The sequence below is a fragment of the Microvirga vignae genome (assembly GCF_001017175.1).
GTDB classification, from domain to species: Bacteria; Pseudomonadota; Alphaproteobacteria; order Rhizobiales; family Beijerinckiaceae; genus Microvirga; species Microvirga vignae.
In genome coordinates this window covers 31,544-47,201 of record NZ_LCYG01000043.1, presented here as the reverse complement: position 1 = coordinate 47,201, position 15,658 = coordinate 31,544, and the positions used below count along the sequence as shown (strand labels likewise).

Genomic DNA, 15,658 nt, shown 5'->3' with positions numbered 1-15,658 from the left:
AGAAGGGGTCGGCCGAGACCTTAGGCTCGGCCGCAGGGGAAGGCTTACCCCCTCAGAAACGTAAAGCCGATTTTCCGGAAATCAGTCTCGGCGTGTTTTTCGTCTTACCGGTCCCGTCACCCCGCTCGGCCGTGCAGTCCATAGGCTGAACGAAGGAGGTCGATGGCTTCGTCGCGCGTGAGGAGCACGTCGAACGCCTTGGGGTCGAGGGTCTCGTCAGCTTGAGCCAATTCGAGGAACTTTCGGAGATCCTCGCGGATCGGATCGGCGAGCTTAATTGAGGTATCCGAAGCCAGCAGCTGCGCCAGGCGGAACACATCGTTGCGATGTTTCCTGATGGTCTTGCTATCGATCGTTTCGCCTGCCTCCGAGCGGGCGGTCAAATCGAGGAAGGCTCGGGCCTTGAAGGGAATAAGCAGGGTTTCGTCGATGATCTTGACGCTGCCCAGTTTGCGTTTCGCTGCCTGCAGCGCGTCGTAGTAGCCCTCGTCGAGAAGGATCGCCGAGAGGCCGACGATATCCTCTTCCACAGGGATGGGCGTCAGGCCCGCATCTTCCGGGAGATCGAGCGCCCCTGGTTTGCGCGAAAAGAGCTCGATCATGAAAGGGAGGCTTTGGTCGGATGGCCGATGGAAGCGATAGAACTCCTTTTTGCCATCGCTTCGCTCGCGCGCCTGATATCCGCCTGCATCGAGGAATGCTTTGAAAGCCGTTCCAAATACGGGATCGACCACTTCGACGCAAAGCACCATGTCGATATCCTTGGTCGCTCTGAATGGGAGACCGGCCGCATCGAACAGCAAGTCACATGCGGCACCGCCGATGATCGCGTAGTGATCCTCATGTCCTGCGAAATGCTCACGGAATTTGTCGATGCCGGCTACCATGGGATGGTCTCCAAGAGTTGTTCTGCCGCCATGGAAACACGCTCGTCACGATGATCCCGGAACTGCGCGTAAAGCGACAGAGGGTCCACGATATCGGTATCGGACAAGGCGGCAGGTTCGTAGGACCATGTTTCGATGACGAAATCGGCTTGATCCCGGCTGGTTTCGACAAGACTAGAGGTCTGTGCGATCGCCTTCCAATCGCTGGCGGCGACGGCGAAGGTGCGGATCGAGGGCCGGGTCAAATCCGTCAGCTCGGCAAGCGCTGATTCTCCCGCCTGCTTGAGCGGCACTCGGAAGTGATCGCCTTGGACGAACTTCACAGAGCGTACCGGGCTGCGGAGGAGATCGCGCGCCGCCTTGAATAGCTGGCGTCCTTCTGCCTTGAACCGGATATGTCTTTCCTTGCCGTGCTTTTCGGTGTGCGCGATGCCCGACGCAACAAGATCGTCAAAAGCGCGGCCGATCGACATCGCCGAGTAGCGGAGTCGCGCCGCGATGAGCGACGGGGTCGTAGCATTCTCGTCGTGCCGCAAAAGGTGATTGAACAAAACGGCTTGAGCCGCCGGCGATAGGCCGTCCGCATGCCGTTGTTTGAGCGCGCGAAAATGCTCACGCAGATCCATGGCGAGGTCGGGGATATAGAGCTGGTTGCCTGGTACAACGAATGGCACACCCTGACCGATGAGGCGTGACCGGTTGTGCGCGCTCAGCGAAGGCGTTGCGAAGACGATGATTGCATCAACAGAGTCGCGGACCAGGCCGATGTGCTTGGCGATGTCGGAAGGGGTGGCGGCGCTGTTCAAGGCCGCAAGAAAGACGCACCGTCTTCCGGCTATCCAGGCTTCATAGAGGGGGTAGGTTCGCCCGAGAAGTGAAGGAAGTCCGCGTGCACCCTCAAATTTGATAACTCGAATGCGGTCATGAAGGGTGTCTCCGAGATAGCGTTCCAGCGCCTCGGCGAATGATCCCTCGGGGGTGATATGCTGTTTTCCTAACACTGCGGCGCACGCTAACCTCAATGCTGTTATTATGCAAGAATGATGTTAGTAACCTTCCGAAAGCCGGTGTCACACGAACACACCTACCGGATAGGAGTGCGGGCAATCTTGGGCGTGCGTTTAACAATTGTGGCTAGCGTGCCCGCGAAGTTAAGCGTGACGGGCAGGATCGTAGGGATCGCCAGTGTTCCGGTCCATTTTGGTCAGCGCCAGCATCTCACAACAGAGATCGTCCATGCCGCCCAGACCCGCCTGCCTCACGAGCAGCAACGGTTCGGGCGTGCCCTTACCCTCCTAGTAATAATCCTTCTCGTCAGTAATCCGAGTGCGCTGAAATCCAGAGTCTGCAAGGCTTTTGGTTCTGTAAATCGAGCCGAAAAGATATTGCTCGTTCGTCTTGAGCTTCAGAGGCTTTCTATGTTGCAGCGCGAAAAGGCTATATCACTGCTTCTAGCCACACTGCCACTGCCTGTGGATTTGCCTTGCTAGCTTGCCCTTTGACATTGCTTATCGGGGAAGTCCTATGCAGAGCTTGGCCGTAAAACGCGGCAAAAGCCGAATGTGGGGCCCCCTATGGACATTATGGCCGGTTCGGACGTTGTCTCAAGACGACTGCAAGACATCTTCCGCCTGACTCCAACGCTCCTCATAGGATCTGGCTTCTCGTGCGCGTACGATCTCCCGCACATGGGAGCTTTGGGCGATCACTTAATCACGACTTTAGGGTCAAAACTAGTGACGCACGAGCCGAAGGATTTGTGGACCAGCGCTCTGTCCGACATCAGAGCAAATCTGGAAAAAGGGTTGAATGCGATTCCAATTGGCGCTGCTGGTCGAGACGAGATAATCCGACTTCTGAGAGAGGAAACGGCAAGTCTCATTATACAACGAACTACTGAGGCAGAAGCTAGAATTCTAAGCTCTGATAACCCCGAGACACATGCTCCAGCCCGACTATTAAGACGGCTGTATGAGGGGGCGCCTCAAAACGCTCCCTGCATTTCAGTTATCACAACCAACTATGACACCTTGCTGGAGCTATTTTGCGATTTAGCAAGTCTGCCACTAGATACCGGCTTCGAGGGGTTCCGACGCCGACGTGTACGAGAACACACGTTGTTCCAGACACATTATACGCGCTCTATTGCTACGGATCGGAAGCGTGGCTCAACTTACGAACACCGTCCCAAGCCGACAGTGCGGCTTATAAAACCGCATGGCTCAATCACATGGCTCACAACCGAGGCTGGTCCTATCGAAGTGGTGAACGATCAATCCACGGCGGCGCGTGCCATAGTCGTTCCTGGTCCATCTAAATACGAGGACGCACTGATCAACACGCTTTTCGACAGGGTCCGAGGAGAGATGAACGTCACCCTTTCGCAGACCCAAGCCCTTGTTTGCATCGGCTTCGGATTTAACGACGAGCACCTGCAGGGGATAATCCGAGGTCGCTTAGATGCTGGAATGCCAGCGGTTATCATTACCCGAGACTTGACGGACGCAGCTCAAGCTATTGTCAACAAGCACCCTCATGTCCTCGCATTCTGCAGAGATGGTGATGGGGCGGTCTGTTACTACGACGGCAACGTATGTCGATTCTCAGCCCCCATCTGGCAGCTTGACCCGTTCCTTCGCCAATTCCTTGAGTGAGATCTAGCATGGCTATTTTCAGCTTTTCCGAAGAGCAGTCGCTTGGAGAAGTCCGGAGCATCGAAACCTCCCGCATAATGGTCCGCGTCACTGATGGCGTAAAACTTCAAAAGGCACGTGTCGGTCGCCTGGTTGCAATTCGGTCCATGGGGGACGAATGGCTAATTGGAATAATTGAGCGTGTGTGGCGGCACCCTGTCGAATCACCGAGTCTCGGCGAGGAAGCGAGCGATGAGGGAGCTGATTTTAACACCATTCCGACGGAGGAAAACGGGGTATGTGTAAATCTCGTCGGCACCTACCGTGAACGTGACGGCGAACGTCGCGATACATTTACGAGAGCTGTATTTTCCCTGCCTGAGATCAGTCGTGCTGTTTTCCCAATAGAAGAGAAAGCTCTCGAGAGCTTCATGGGCATTCTGAGTGCCTCATCAAAAAGCGCAACGACCATGCCTCTCATGATTGGAACCTATACACTGGACGGGAAAGCGGCCGCCTACATAGATGCTGATAAACTCTTCCAGCGGCATGCTGCTCTTCTTGGTAGTACTGGCTCTGGCAAGTCGTATACCGTCGCCTCTGTTCTAGAGCAGGCGGCAGAGCTTCCGCATGCAAATATCATTGTTCTCGATTTGCACGGCGAATACTCAAGTATGACATTCGCGTCGCATTTCAGGATTGCTGGCATCGGGGACCTAGGCACAGAGAAGCCCGATGCTATTTTCTTGCCATTTTGGCTGCTGACGTATGATGAAATGCAATCTGTTTTCGTTGATAGATCGGGTGAGAATGCGCCAAATCAAGCACTCGCGTTGATGGATTCAGTTATAGAGACAAAGCGCAAAGCTATAAAAGATCTCGGTGTTGAACATCTTCTCGAGGGCTTTACCGTTGATACGCCAATACCCTATCGGCTTGAGGATTTGATCTCTGCGTTGGATGCCAAAAATGATGAGGCGTTCGATACGGGTGAGACTTACGCTAGCGGAGCGCGGAAGGGCCAACCCAAAATGGAGAAGGGCCCACTCAATGGAAAGCTCTCAAGGTTTCTAATTCGCCTCAGAACGAAGATGAACGACCGCAGGTATGGTTTTATGTACCAGTCCCCAAGCAGCTACAGCACCTACGACTCGCTTCATGCACTTGCGGCGAGTCTCTTAGGCTCGGGAAAAGAAGACGGGCGAAACCCAGGTATCAAAATTATTGACTTCTCAGAGGTGCCATCCGACGTTCTGCCGGTTGTTATCGGCCTAGTCGCTAGGTTGATTTATCAGATTCAGTTTTGGAGCAATCCCGGCAACGAGGGCGATGGGCGTCACCCAATAGTGATGATATGCGACGAAGCACACCTATACTTGCCACGGGAGGGCAGCTCTATAGGTCCTCTAGAGCGGCGTGCTCTCGAAACGTTCGAGCGAATTGCAAAGGAGGGTCGGAAGTACGGAGTAGGGCTGATGGTGGTCAGCCAGCGACCTTCTGATGTCAGTACAACAATCTTGAGCCAATGCAGTAACATCATTAGCCTTCGCTTGGCGAACAAAACCGACCAAAGTGTAGTGAAGCAGCTACTGCCCGAGAGCCTAGAGAGCTTAATGGAGATATTACCGACTTTGGATGTAGGCGAGGCAGTTGTGGTTGGGGACGCAACATTGCTACCGACCAGGATCAAAATTACTCGACCTCGTTGTGTTCCTCGAAGTGCGACAATCCCGTTCTGGGAAAGATGGGGAACTCCTAAGGGACCAGTTGATCTAGCGGCAGCTGTTGAGAGCATGCGCCGACAGTCACGGAGTTAGCTTCCATCGTGGCAATGATTCGGACCTCCAGGGCGAGGTGTGTATCGCACTGAGCCCTAGCTGAGCCCGATCCCACCTAAATGCAGGTATCGGCGCAGTCGATCAATTGACACACCGTAATGAAAAAACCATTGAGGCAGCTTGTGAAGTCCTTTGATCCTGAACAGCCAAGCCAGAATGGTGTCGCATTCGGTGGGGCTCCCGAACAAGCTTGGTTTGTCGAACTCGCTTTCTGGCGTCCATCAAAGCTATCAGATTCAGAGATGGAGTTGTTCTTCCGGCGCCGTGATGGGCGGTGGAGTGAGCAAACGAAAGCAGCACTACAACACCATGCCGCGAAGGGTTTGGACCTTAATCAAAACTGGGCTCTAGTCGATCAAGGATGGAGTTGCCCGGTTTGCAGAAGATCCAAGAATGAAATTTTCCGCCTCTCGCCACGTGGGATTCTGCTCGCCAAACTGGAAGAGCATCATGATCATCTACGTGATTATGTTCGCAAGCGAGCCCGTGATCTTTTTGGCGACAGATGGTTGGCAGAAATTCCAAGGGGAGGATCCTATCTGACGGATCAGCTGGAAAATCTGGTTTCCAATTTCACGCCCGAATTGGTCTGCTCAGAATGTAATGCGGCGGACGGCAAAGCGAAGATTCTTTTGAAGGGGAAGGCCCATACATATTTCACCTTCTCTCCATCTGAAATTGCGGAATTTATTACGCCGAAGCCAAACGCGTCTCATTCTATCAATCCAAAGAAAGTGGAGGATAGATGGGAGAAAGCTAATTCAGGCTTCGAAATGCGCCTGAAGTTGATTGACGAGGTACTAAAACTCATACACTCAGGGGGGCTAAGACATGAGCATGGGACACCATGGTTTCAGGTGGCTCAGAGGCAATTCGATTCTCAAACCCAGCTCTATCAAGCATTCTTGTCAGAAACGAAGCGCGACGAGCGCGAGAGAGAGTTGTTTCGACTGCTCAACGAGTTCTTAGCCCGATCTGTTCAAAAAGACTCGTCCGTTATCGCTCCTAAAATCACTAATGCTCCACGCACGGTACAGGCTCCGACTGACGCAGAGTACTTAAGTTACCGAGATCCCGTATCAACGCGCAGATGGGAGGCTATACCCGAAGATTGGCAATGTCCGATCTGCCAACGTTCAAAGCGGCAGGTGGTGCGCAAATCCAAGGCTGGCAGATGGTCAGGAGGGATTCGTGAACATTTTGAGCCTGTTCCGGAAACGGATGAGACTGCACTTTGGGCGCGACGCCGACTGCTGCCAGGGTTCCGAAACGCTTTCGTGATGCACGATAGCAAGAAGGTGCTAATATGTTCTGGCTGTCAGGACGTAGCGACTCAGCTTAAGCAGCGCAGGCGAGATATTCCTGATCAATTCCTGACCATAGATGACCTCCGTGATTGCCTTCTGGCCGTTGAGGCTCACGCCGAACATGAGGTGGACTGGGATGAGGCAGCGAACCGCGCCTTGAATAACGCAGCCGTGGGCTCGGCGTGGGACGCCTATTTTAAGCACTGTTCGATGGCCGTTGAAGCGAGAGAACGCTACCGGCAAGCAATTCGCTTTGGAGGCTGCAATCAGGATGAGGCTTTCCAGATTGTAGCTGAAGACATCATGTTAGATGCACGAGTCGATGATGCGGATGAAGCACTCTGCCTAGCGAAATGGCTGGTTTCCGATGCAGAAAGGCGACGCTCTGAGATGAATGCAGAAGTAGTTTTGTCCTGATCCCAGATGCAATCCACGGCCTATGCAACTGACACGAGCAAGATCGAGGCCGTGCTTAATCTGCTTGTTGCGGAATGCACAGCCATGGCGGTCGGCCAATGGATCCGGCAGGCTGAGGGGACTCGAGAACGGAGCCTTCCGAGCGTGATCGTGCTCAGCGGAAGGTGAACTCGTGAATTCCGCCATGGATCCCATCGCCTTGGAGAGGTATCTCCTCGACCGGCGGTGCGACCACGAACTTCAACTGGCTTAAGTCCATGCTCTGAATGAACGGGGCAAAAGCGACGACACGGTGTTGGATCGCCGGCAACGGTGCGGAAATGATGGAGGGCTCGCCGGTGTCGCGTGTTGCGGGGGTCCAAGTCTGTACAAACTGCTCCACCGGCCCAACGGTTAGCGAGTAGGAGCTGAGATAGTGGAGCTCCCGGCGAACCGTATCAACGGCGGCCATATAGACGCCACGGCGCACATACAGGTCGTCGAGCGAGCCAGTGCCTTCGTCGCCAAGGTGGTCTATATAGTCGGGTAGTAAAGCCTCGATAAGACCGTTATTCGCCTCGAAGATCGCCGCCATTTCGGTCGGCGTGAAGAGCGGCGGCACACCGTTGTCGACTGGGTTGATCACGAAGCGCCCGGCGTGAGCGGGGTGACACAACTGATCGAAATCACGAATGGAAGCCTTCTTGATTGCTCGCATCTCCCCTGAGTCCTGTCTCCGCGTCCTCCCGTCGATCCATAGCGTCGCGAAGCTGGTGACAAAGGCGTTGAACTTGTCCTCCGGCACATTCCTGTCCAGCACATAGTCCCTGAATTCCGCGACCCATCGTGCATGTCGATCTTGGGAAAGTCATAAGCTCTGGCGATGAGCTCCTCTCTCACCATAACCTTTTGACCCTGAGAGAACTGCGTGCGCGCCACCGGGGCGCTACCGGTGCTGTCGTCAGAGAGCCGTTTGCGGCTGAAGGGGTCATTGAGGTTCTGTGAAAGGCTCGCATGGACCAGCCGCTCTCCCGGCTCCCAGGTTTGCAAAGAGAGGTCGTATTCGTCAGGCTCGTCCATCGCGGTGGGGCTCTTGGATCTGATGGTCGGGCGTTCTTCGCGGCGACGGGCAGGCGGTCGCGTGTCTACGGCACGCGATAACTTCTGTCACGCTCGCCTCTGCTCTTAATCCGAGCTGGCCGGTCGAGCCGCCGAACTCGTCGACGAGGCAACAGGCCGAGCAGCGCTGGCTCGGCGCATCCCCCGCTTCGCCGGCGGTCGCGTCGCCGTGAGCAGCGCTTCCTCGGCGTTCTTCTGCGGCTCCATAAAGTCCATGTGATCGACGATGTAGGCGCCAAAGGGGTTCGGGTCCTTGGCCGAGGGCATCGGTGTGTCGTGTCCGAGCGGAAGGAACGCTGTCAGCGCGATACGGTAGAGCGGCGCGGCATACTCGAAAATCGTTCGCTGCGGCGTGGGAAGAAAGAGAGTACTGCGGTCGACCGGGTTGCCGTGGAGGAAGTCGTTCCGGCATTGATAGAGTACCTGGTAGAGCCACGACGCGAGTGTACGCTTCACCAGCTTAGTCTTGCTGCCCGTGTCGTGGGCGAGCTGAGCGCTCGCCGGGATCGCCCAGGTGGTGCGCTCGATCATCTCGAAAACCTTGTCCCGGTTGGCCTGGCCGCTGCCGCCGGGATGCACGAGGATCTCGAACGCGCTGACCCAGAGGGAGACGACCCGCCCGACGTCATAGAAAGTCGTGTCCGTCCCAGCCGGCAAGAGTGAGGCGTGATACGCCATGTTGAGCGAGCGCATTAGCGCAACGTCCTCCCAGGTGGGCTCTGCGGCTTCATAGCGTCGACGCCAGCGCGCCAAGAGCGCGGCAAGCAACGGTTGATCGATATCGCTTTCACCAAGAGAGGTGCGGAACAGGGCTGGCGACGATTGGCCCTTGAAGCGGGAGAGTTCATGCGTGCCGAGGATGGCTGGCGTGCTGCCGATCACATCCTCATAGTGTCGGTCAAGCATCCAGGGGTAGATAGCGAAGGCCTCGCCGAAGAGGACGCGATGTCCGCGCGAGTGCCGAAGTTCCAGCGCGCGACCGTGGGTGACCGCCGAGATCGCGACGAGGTCGCGGAAGCTTGCCAGCGCTGTCACATCGCGAAAGATCGGCGGCGCGGCCGTGTTCAGGATCAGGACGGTAGGCTCGAACTTCTGCCCGAAGTTGTCAGCGAAGCGGTTGAGGAAACGCCTGAGCGTGGGGTGCTCCCGCTTGAGGGCCGCCACGCGGCGATCGTGCGCGGGGGCGAGCGCCGCGATCTCACAGCCGATCGCAGCTTCCAGCGGAATATTCGGCAGGACGAATACCGGCGTCCAATCGGCGGTCATGTGATATTCCTGTTTGGACGGACGACTGACGAATCATGCCGCAGTCAGAAATGCTTGCTCGGCGAGCTTGAGACATTGATCCCAAAAGTGAACGGCTTCGCGCAGCAGAGGAACAGCTTTTCGCCCGTCCGTCGTCAGTAAGGCGTCTGGATTGAAATCGACATGAAGGGCGACACTCGTGGGCATGATCGGATCTGCGACTACCGCAGGCGATCCAAAAGCTCCTGAGCGTATGTCGAGAAAGCCGCGGAATTCCTTCAAGAGGTTGTCGCGGTCGGGTTTGATAAAGTGCGCGAAGATGGGTTCAGTCTGCCAGTGCAGCCATTGGTTGGCCAGCCACTGCCGCTTGGCGGTTGTATCGGCATCGACTTCCTTCAGCACATGGCCGATCGCGCGCAGCGAGACCACGATGGCGACATGCTGGGCTTGGAGAAGAGCGATCGGACGCATAATGCTAGAGCGCTGCGTGAACTCGGCGAGCGTCTGCTGGACGAAGTCGAGTTGCGCTCGGGCGACGAGAGTCATTGGATGAGTCCCTATTCGGAAAGCACGGCCGTCTCGAACGGCGTGATGAACAGAACCTGCGTGCCCTGAAGCCAGGCTTCCAGGCCGACGATCGCCGCCAAACCATCGGCTGGGGTCCGGGCGCGGGAGCGAATGTCTCGCTGTCGACTGCGCGCGAGCTGAGGCGTACCCCGAGCCCTCTCGCTCGACACAAGACGCTCCAGTCTTGAGATCAGCGGTTCCTGCGACCTCGCCCTGACGTCGAGTTTTTCGACCAGTTCGTCCGGCGTGACCTCTTCGACCGCGCGGGGCTCGGAGCAGACGTAGCGCCTGATACGATCATACACGATGCGGTGCTCGCCGGGCGTTCCGCCGGAACCGCGTTGGATCTCCGACGGGCGCAACAGTAGGGAACGCTGCAAAACCTGATTGCCATGGAATGCTGCGTCGTAGGCCGACCAATGGGAAAAGCGCGGCGCGACGTAGAAGACGTCTGCGCCATGGGCTTCGAACTCTTCGAGACGCAGGAACTGGTGCTCCGTCGTATCGACATAATAGCGCCAGAAGGGTTTGGAGAGCGCTGGGATGGTTTCGCTCGGATCGAGCCTGCGGAAGCGTGACAACTCTTGGCCAAGCTTGAATTGGAGCATCACGACTTGGCCAGGACCAGAGAAGGCGACATCGAAACCAAGGCTCGCTTCGTGGAGCAGACTCGGCAAGAACGGCGTCGCGCGAAGCCCGCGCGCGGCCAGCCGCCGCTCGACCTCGCGGGTGACGCCATAGCCGTAAGAGAATTCCGACAGGCGCTCGTGGAGGTTTATCATGCACCCGCCGCCGCATTGGCCCGAGCGGCGATGTCAGCGCATCGCTCCATCAGCGCGTCAAATGGCTCGCCCGCATCGAGCAGCAATCCGTCGTCGATCATATGCACATAATCCTCGGCAAGCGCGTCCCGGGCGCCGCCTTCGGGAACCAGCAGCAGGTGGCCGCTCACCGCGGCTTTGTAGTCGATCGGCGCGCCTGAGGCGTCGCGCTCAGAAAAGAACATCGTCTTATGCGCAGCAACCGCGTCTGCAACGCCACGATCGGCGATCGCTGCTTTCGCAAGCTCGGCCTCGTCGAGCCGCGCGAGATCGTGCCAGTGGCGCGCGAAACGCTCCCCGCGCAACCGCCCTTGCGCGCAATAGACGTGCGCCGCAGTCGCCTTCTCCCAAAAGGTCCGCTCTGCGCGCATGACGCGCGCTGCCGCTTGCGGGAAAATCAAGCCCTCGACCAGTTCGGCCGCGTCGCATTCGATATCGAATGGCGCGCACGGCTCGCCGGTCGAGCGGGCGCCGAATTCCAGCATCACGGCGGGACGGACATAGCCCGTACCCGCTGCGGTAGCGTCGTAGGTAACGAAGATTTTCTCGCCATCGACGATGGCTTCGGCTGGCGCATGCGTGTCGGCGAGGCGTGCAACGATCACCGGCAAGGCCTGTTCGGCAACCCATTGCGGCAATCGCTTCTTGATCTCGCTAGTCCAGCGTTTCTCCGCGCTCCGCGTCGAGGGGAGTGCATCCTCGGCGTCGCCGACGAGGTCGGGGACGATCGCGCGGATGTCGTAGGTGAGATCCACGTCTTCAGAGAAGCGGCGAATTACTCGATAGGCCTTTGACAGCGACGTGCCGCCCTTGAAGACGAGTTTCGCACCGAGGGGAGAGGCGAACAGCGCGTCCAGCGACCACACAACCCAGATATCTTTTTCGAGAAGGTGCGCGGGGCGGCCAGAGCGTGATGCCGCGACCTCCAGCGCGTCGCGCCGATCCTCAATCGATAGCTGCAGGAACGCTTCAGCCATGCGTGGCTTGGCTAACCGGCTCAGCGAGCCAAGTAGGCAACCGCGCTCCGACGCCTGTGAGTGCTTCCCACTCGGTCACGGGCAGTGTCCGCTTCAGCCGACGCATCGTCTCGTATACCTTGGCCGGGCCAAGCCACGCAAGGGCGCGCACTGCCTGACCGGCGGGACGGCCCGGCAGGACGAGCTGCCATTGCGGCGCATGCTTAAGCTCGACGGTCTGGCGTCCGAGATGGAGGGTTCGGCTTGGTCCGGAGGTCAAATAGACCCTGCGGACCGGCACCTGTGTGGAGAGGCCGAGCGCATTCGCCGCCGCGGCGCCGTTCGGAGCGATAGTTTCGCCGCGCTGCGCGGCCACCGCCTCGACCACCTTCTCGACTGAAGGCGCGCGAACGCCAAACCTGCTTTCAACGGGCAGAACGTAAAGGCCGCGGCCCGCGCGCAGCAGCTGGCCGCGCCGCGCCAGCCGGGACAAAGCCTGATCAACGGCTGCACGCGAGCTCAGGTGCAGCAGCGCCTTGGCAGTCAGCACCGCACCTTCCGGCAGACGGCGCGCTTCCTCAAGAATCCGACTGGTCAATCGTTTCATGGCTTGTCTCCGTCAGAAACGTAGATCTTCTTCTGACAGTCTGCAAGTGGCAACCTTACCAAGAGTTCCTAGTCAGCTGGCTCAGCTGTGGAGAGAGCAGGGGCGTAGGATCGGCGGTCCTTGACAACGAACGGCGGGCTCTCCATCCTCACTGAATTCAATGAGGATTAGCAAGTGAGGTTATCCATTCTTTCTATGGCCGGTGACCAGCCGGTGCTTAGCGGCGCGCAAGCCGGCCGTCAGCTGCTTGGGAAGCTGGTTGCCGCCGCCCATCCGCCCGCCGAGCCGGAGCCCGTCTATTTGGATTTTGATGGCGTTACCGTCGCGACCGCCTCCTTCCTGCGCGAGGGGGTGATAGCTTTCCGCGACCATGCGCGCGCCACCTTGCCAGCCCTCTACCCAGTCATCGCCAATGCCTCTCCAGCAGTGATCGAAGAGCTCGAATTCTTTCTGCGGCACCGGAAGGACGCGCTTTGGGCCTGCCGTCTGACACCCTCTGGCGAGCCGCGCGAGGCCAAGATCCTAGGTGAACTCGACGAGGCGCACCGCTCGACCTTCGACTTGGTGACGCGCCTTGGTACGGCAAGCGCGCCGAGCCTCGCGGCGCAGAGCCAAGAGAGCCTGGCGCCGACGGCCTGGAACAACCGGCTGTCCAATCTCGCCGCCCGCGGTCTCCTGATCGAGCGCCGGTCGGGAAAAACCAAAACCTTTGCCCCCGTGTTGGAGGTCGCCTGATGGGCATCGACTTCATCCGAAACGCCAGCGGCACGCCTTATACCAAGCGGTGGGCCAAGGGTCTCGACCGTACCAAGGCGCCGACCCTGATGGATATCTGTCTGTCGGAAGAGGGCCGGACGCTCACGGCGAAGCTGATCCCTAAGGGGGCGGCGCGTCAGGGCGCTACCGTTCTGGTCCAGTTCAAGGGACCGGAATTGGTCGTGCTCGATGGATTGCGGCAGGTGGCCAGCATCGCCAATGTACCGACAAGTGTGCGCGCTGCGCTTGAGGTACGACAGGGCATGGCTCCAGCCGTTATCGAGCGGATCGGAGTCCTCGGCGCGACCATGGAGATCAAGCTGAAATGACCCGTCGCGCCCCACAGGAGCCCACCCGCGACTTCAAGCCGTCTTACCGGCTCCTAGACGACGCCGGGCATTATGCGCCATCGCTCGGCTGCGGCGGCTGTCCGGACTACGAGACTTGCGGAGGCCTGCACACCGACGCCGGCGTGTTCGATTGCAACGATCTCTGCTCGTGCGCCGACCCCGCCGCCTGCGACACCGTCTGCCGCACCAAGCCCGACCAGTTCTTCGAGCGCTGTCTGGAGATCGACGGCTTCGATCTGGCGTCGACGCCGCGGGTGGCCGCGCTGCCGGTGACCGACTTGCCGTCAGTGATCCCACTCATCGGCCACAAATACAGCCGTAAGTCGGTCCTGGACGAACCGGTCATCGCTGTCCCCTTGTATGAGCTCTTCCACATGGGGACCGGCCAGCCGCTCGTCCGCACGCGCGCCGAACTCGCCGAGCGCTTCCGCATCTCCGAGACCGCGACCGTCGTCGCCTCGGGCGTTGATCGCGATATCAAGCTCGAGGCCTGGTGGGCCTTCGCCGATCGTGAGCTGATTCTGTCCACACTGCGCGACCTTGAGGTCGCGCTCGTCACCGTCCCCAATTTCAGCCTGTTCCTGAACGTGCCGCGGCCCGACAATCTGCACAGCATGAAGCGCATTGCGCTCGGCTGGGCCGAGTTGATGGCAGCCAGGATTCCGGCTGCGTTGCACCTCAACGCTCGGACCGATCAGGACTATGCGCGCTGGATGCACTTCGTGCGGGAGCGCGGGGAGGTTGAGATCGTTGCCTTCGAGTTCGGCACGGGCGCCGGCGCGCCGAACCGGATTGACTGGCATGTCGATCGTCTTTGCCGCATCGCCGACGCAGCGGGACGCCCGCTCACGCTCATCGTGCGCGGCGGCACCAAGGTTCTCCAGCGCCTCAAGCGCCATTTTGCCCAGGTCATTCTGATCGAGACGGTCGCCTTCGCCCGCACTCTCAAGCGCCGCCGGGCCGAGTTCACCGAGGCCGGTCGGCTGCGCTGGCCGCGGATCTCCACGCCGAAGGGTGAGCCGATCGACGATCTGCTCACGCACAACATTGCCACCAAGCGCACCGCGCTGCTGCTCTCCGACTTCGCGCCGCCCGCGCGGTTAGAACGTCCGGCCCGGCACGCTCGCCGACCGGCAAAGCACGCTGACGGTCAGTCCGGGCAAGGCTGCTTTCTGGCGCAGTTGGACGCGACCTTGGAGGCTCGGGCTGTGCCCGCGGACCTCAAGGGCGTGGTCATCGCTGCGGAATCTTAGGTCCCCGTCATGGTTTGCGAGCGCCCGGAACATCTGCCCCATCCCAAACCCGCAGCCGCAGTCGCGACCGAAGCGGGATTCGCCGTCGGCTACCGCGACCTTCAACGCCACGCCTGCATCCTCGAGACCGGCATAGTCCGGGTGCGAACGGAGGCTCGCCAGCACGCCGACGCCGCCGTCGCTGACCACGACCTCGAACGAGCCCGGACGCGCGGCGAACGCGGCAAGGCCCGTGCCCGCCGCCTCGCTATGGCGAAAGACGTTGTCTTGGAGTTCTCCGAGCGCGCCGACGATCTCGGCCGCGATCCGCGCCGGAAAGCCGGCCTTGAGGGCGGCCTGGTCGGCGCGGATCGCCCACAATTGCCACAGATCGGAGCGTTCGCCGTCAGCGCCAAGCCGGCGAAGCGGAAAGACGCCAGCTCGCGCGTCCTTCTCGGCCCCCGTCACCGCGTTGCGATCAATTGCGGCCTCGATGGTCATGACAAAGGGCGCTTCGAGCGTCACGGACGCGAACGCTTCAGGGTAGCATTGTCGTCCCCGGACCAGCTCGACCAACGGTCCGATCAGCCCCGAGCGCCGAACGCGAACCGGCCCGAGATCTGGCAGCTCGCCATTCGCTGCCGCAAAGAGCAATTCGTCGGCGGCGTCGAAATCGCCGACCACCTTCTGCCCTGGTTCGTCTATCTCTCGCTCCATGGCCCCCCGTGCTGGCTCCGGTCAGCGCCGGCGAATTGTCACCGCGGCCGCGCGCTCGGTCCAGAACCGCCTTCATAGCAGATCGGCTAGAGCATTTTGCGGCGAAAAGGCTCCGGTTCGCCGTCAAAAAATGCGACAGACCAAAGATAAGAGATGATTCCACGTCAGTGGAAACAGCTCTAACAGTCTTCCCCACCATCTGACCGAGCGTTCCCAAGTCGAACGGG

At 59.1% G+C, this 15,658-nt stretch carries 14 protein-coding genes; 6 read left to right on the top strand and 8 right to left on the bottom strand.

Annotated elements, in window-relative coordinates; all coding sequences use genetic code 11:
• Positions 1-116: 116 nt before the first annotated feature.
• Together AA309_RS17475 and AA309_RS17470 are read right to left on the bottom strand one after the other, a co-directional pair.
• Positions 117-887, bottom strand: a complete 771-nt coding sequence (locus AA309_RS17475) for a hypothetical protein (RefSeq protein WP_047190304.1) — start codon at positions 885-887, stop codon at positions 117-119.
• Positions 881-1,888, bottom strand: coding sequence for a hypothetical protein (locus AA309_RS17470; protein WP_052954794.1), 1,008 nt, complete (start codon positions 1,886-1,888; stop codon positions 881-883). The genes AA309_RS17475 and AA309_RS17470 overlap by 7 nt, the downstream gene beginning before the upstream one ends.
• Before the next feature lie 573 nt (positions 1,889-2,461).
• On the opposite strand from AA309_RS17470, the gene AA309_RS37755 reads away from it, so the two are divergent.
• The 3 genes from AA309_RS37755 (at position 2,462) to AA309_RS34395 (ending at position 7,082) form a co-directional block, all read left to right on the top strand.
• On the top strand, positions 2,462-3,541 hold the full coding sequence (locus AA309_RS37755) for an SIR2 family protein (protein ID WP_047190302.1): 1,080 nt from the start codon (positions 2,462-2,464) through the stop codon (positions 3,539-3,541).
• 8 nt (positions 3,542-3,549) lie between these two features.
• A complete protein-coding gene (locus tag AA309_RS17455) occupies positions 3,550-5,337 on the top strand; it encodes an ATP-binding protein (protein ID WP_047190301.1) in 1,788 nt (595 codons plus the stop codon).
• A gap of 143 nt (positions 5,338-5,480) precedes the next feature.
• A complete protein-coding gene (locus AA309_RS34395; protein WP_160310486.1) occupies positions 5,481-7,082 on the top strand; it encodes a rubredoxin in 1,602 nt (533 codons plus the stop codon).
• Between the two features lie 154 nt (positions 7,083-7,236).
• Here AA309_RS34395 and AA309_RS17445 read toward each other — a convergent pair whose 3' ends face one another.
• The 6 genes from AA309_RS17445 to AA309_RS17420 form a co-directional block, all read right to left on the bottom strand.
• Positions 7,237-7,866: a hypothetical protein gene (locus AA309_RS17445; protein ID WP_150117619.1), complete on the bottom strand. Its 630-nt coding sequence runs from the start codon at positions 7,864-7,866 to the stop codon at positions 7,237-7,239.
• Between the two features lie 380 nt (positions 7,867-8,246).
• Complete coding sequence (locus AA309_RS17440) at positions 8,247-9,446, bottom strand: hypothetical protein (RefSeq protein ID WP_047190298.1); 1,200 nt, start codon at positions 9,444-9,446, stop codon at positions 8,247-8,249.
• 33 nt (positions 9,447-9,479) lie between these two features.
• Positions 9,480-9,971, bottom strand: coding sequence for a hypothetical protein (locus AA309_RS17435; RefSeq protein ID WP_047190297.1), 492 nt, complete (start codon positions 9,969-9,971; stop codon positions 9,480-9,482).
• Positions 9,972-9,982: 11 nt separating this feature from the next.
• Positions 9,983-10,774 (bottom strand): hypothetical protein, encoded by a 792-nt coding sequence (locus AA309_RS17430; RefSeq protein WP_047190296.1) that lies wholly within the window; start codon positions 10,772-10,774, stop codon positions 9,983-9,985.
• Positions 10,771-11,790 carry a nucleotidyl transferase AbiEii/AbiGii toxin family protein gene (locus AA309_RS17425; protein ID WP_047190295.1) on the bottom strand — a complete coding sequence of 340 codons (1,020 nt, stop codon included), beginning with the start codon at positions 11,788-11,790 and terminating at the stop codon, positions 10,771-10,773. Before AA309_RS17425 ends, AA309_RS17430 begins: the two co-directional genes overlap by 4 nt.
• Positions 11,783-12,376, bottom strand: a complete 594-nt coding sequence (locus AA309_RS17420; protein ID WP_047190294.1) for a DUF6088 family protein — start codon at positions 12,374-12,376, stop codon at positions 11,783-11,785. Before AA309_RS17420 ends, AA309_RS17425 begins: the two co-directional genes overlap by 8 nt.
• Before the next feature lie 174 nt (positions 12,377-12,550).
• Between AA309_RS17420 and AA309_RS17415 the strand changes: the two genes are divergently transcribed.
• From AA309_RS17415 to AA309_RS17405, 3 genes are read left to right on the top strand one after another with little or no spacing between them, the layout of a single operon-like run.
• Positions 12,551-13,111, top strand: coding sequence for an STAS-like domain-containing protein (locus tag AA309_RS17415; RefSeq protein ID WP_244470392.1), 561 nt, complete (start codon positions 12,551-12,553; stop codon positions 13,109-13,111).
• Positions 13,111-13,461, top strand: a complete 351-nt coding sequence (locus tag AA309_RS17410) for a hypothetical protein (protein WP_047190293.1) — start codon at positions 13,111-13,113, stop codon at positions 13,459-13,461. Before AA309_RS17415 ends, AA309_RS17410 begins: the two co-directional genes overlap by 1 nt.
• Positions 13,458-14,735 (top strand): hypothetical protein, encoded by a 1,278-nt coding sequence (locus AA309_RS17405; RefSeq protein WP_052954793.1) that lies wholly within the window; start codon positions 13,458-13,460, stop codon positions 14,733-14,735. Before AA309_RS17410 ends, AA309_RS17405 begins: the two co-directional genes overlap by 4 nt.
• The last annotated feature ends 923 nt before the right edge of the window (positions 14,736-15,658 follow it).

What these genes read in the sequence shown, in the direction of transcription:
- AA309_RS17475 (WP_047190304.1), bottom strand. Translation starts at nt 887, where the DNA reads ATGGTAGCCGGCATCGACAAATTCCGTGAGCATTTCGCAGGACATGAG.
- AA309_RS37755 (WP_047190302.1), top strand. Translation starts at nt 2,462, where the DNA reads ATGGACATTATGGCCGGTTCGGACGTTGTCTCAAGACGACTGCAAGAC.
- AA309_RS17455 (WP_047190301.1), top strand. Translation starts at nt 3,550, where the DNA reads ATGGCTATTTTCAGCTTTTCCGAAGAGCAGTCGCTTGGAGAAGTCCGG.
- AA309_RS17440 (WP_047190298.1), bottom strand. Translation starts at nt 9,446, where the DNA reads ATGACCGCCGATTGGACGCCGGTATTCGTCCTGCCGAATATTCCGCTG.
- AA309_RS17435 (WP_047190297.1), bottom strand. Translation starts at nt 9,971, where the DNA reads ATGACTCTCGTCGCCCGAGCGCAACTCGACTTCGTCCAGCAGACGCTC.
- AA309_RS17430 (WP_047190296.1), bottom strand. Translation starts at nt 10,774, where the DNA reads ATGATAAACCTCCACGAGCGCCTGTCGGAATTCTCTTACGGCTATGGC.
- AA309_RS17425 (WP_047190295.1), bottom strand. Translation starts at nt 11,790, where the DNA reads ATGGCTGAAGCGTTCCTGCAGCTATCGATTGAGGATCGGCGCGACGCG.
- AA309_RS17420 (WP_047190294.1), bottom strand. Translation starts at nt 12,376, where the DNA reads ATGAAACGATTGACCAGTCGGATTCTTGAGGAAGCGCGCCGTCTGCCG.
- AA309_RS17410 (WP_047190293.1), top strand. Translation starts at nt 13,111, where the DNA reads ATGGGCATCGACTTCATCCGAAACGCCAGCGGCACGCCTTATACCAAG.
- AA309_RS17405 (WP_052954793.1), top strand. Translation starts at nt 13,458, where the DNA reads ATGACCCGTCGCGCCCCACAGGAGCCCACCCGCGACTTCAAGCCGTCT.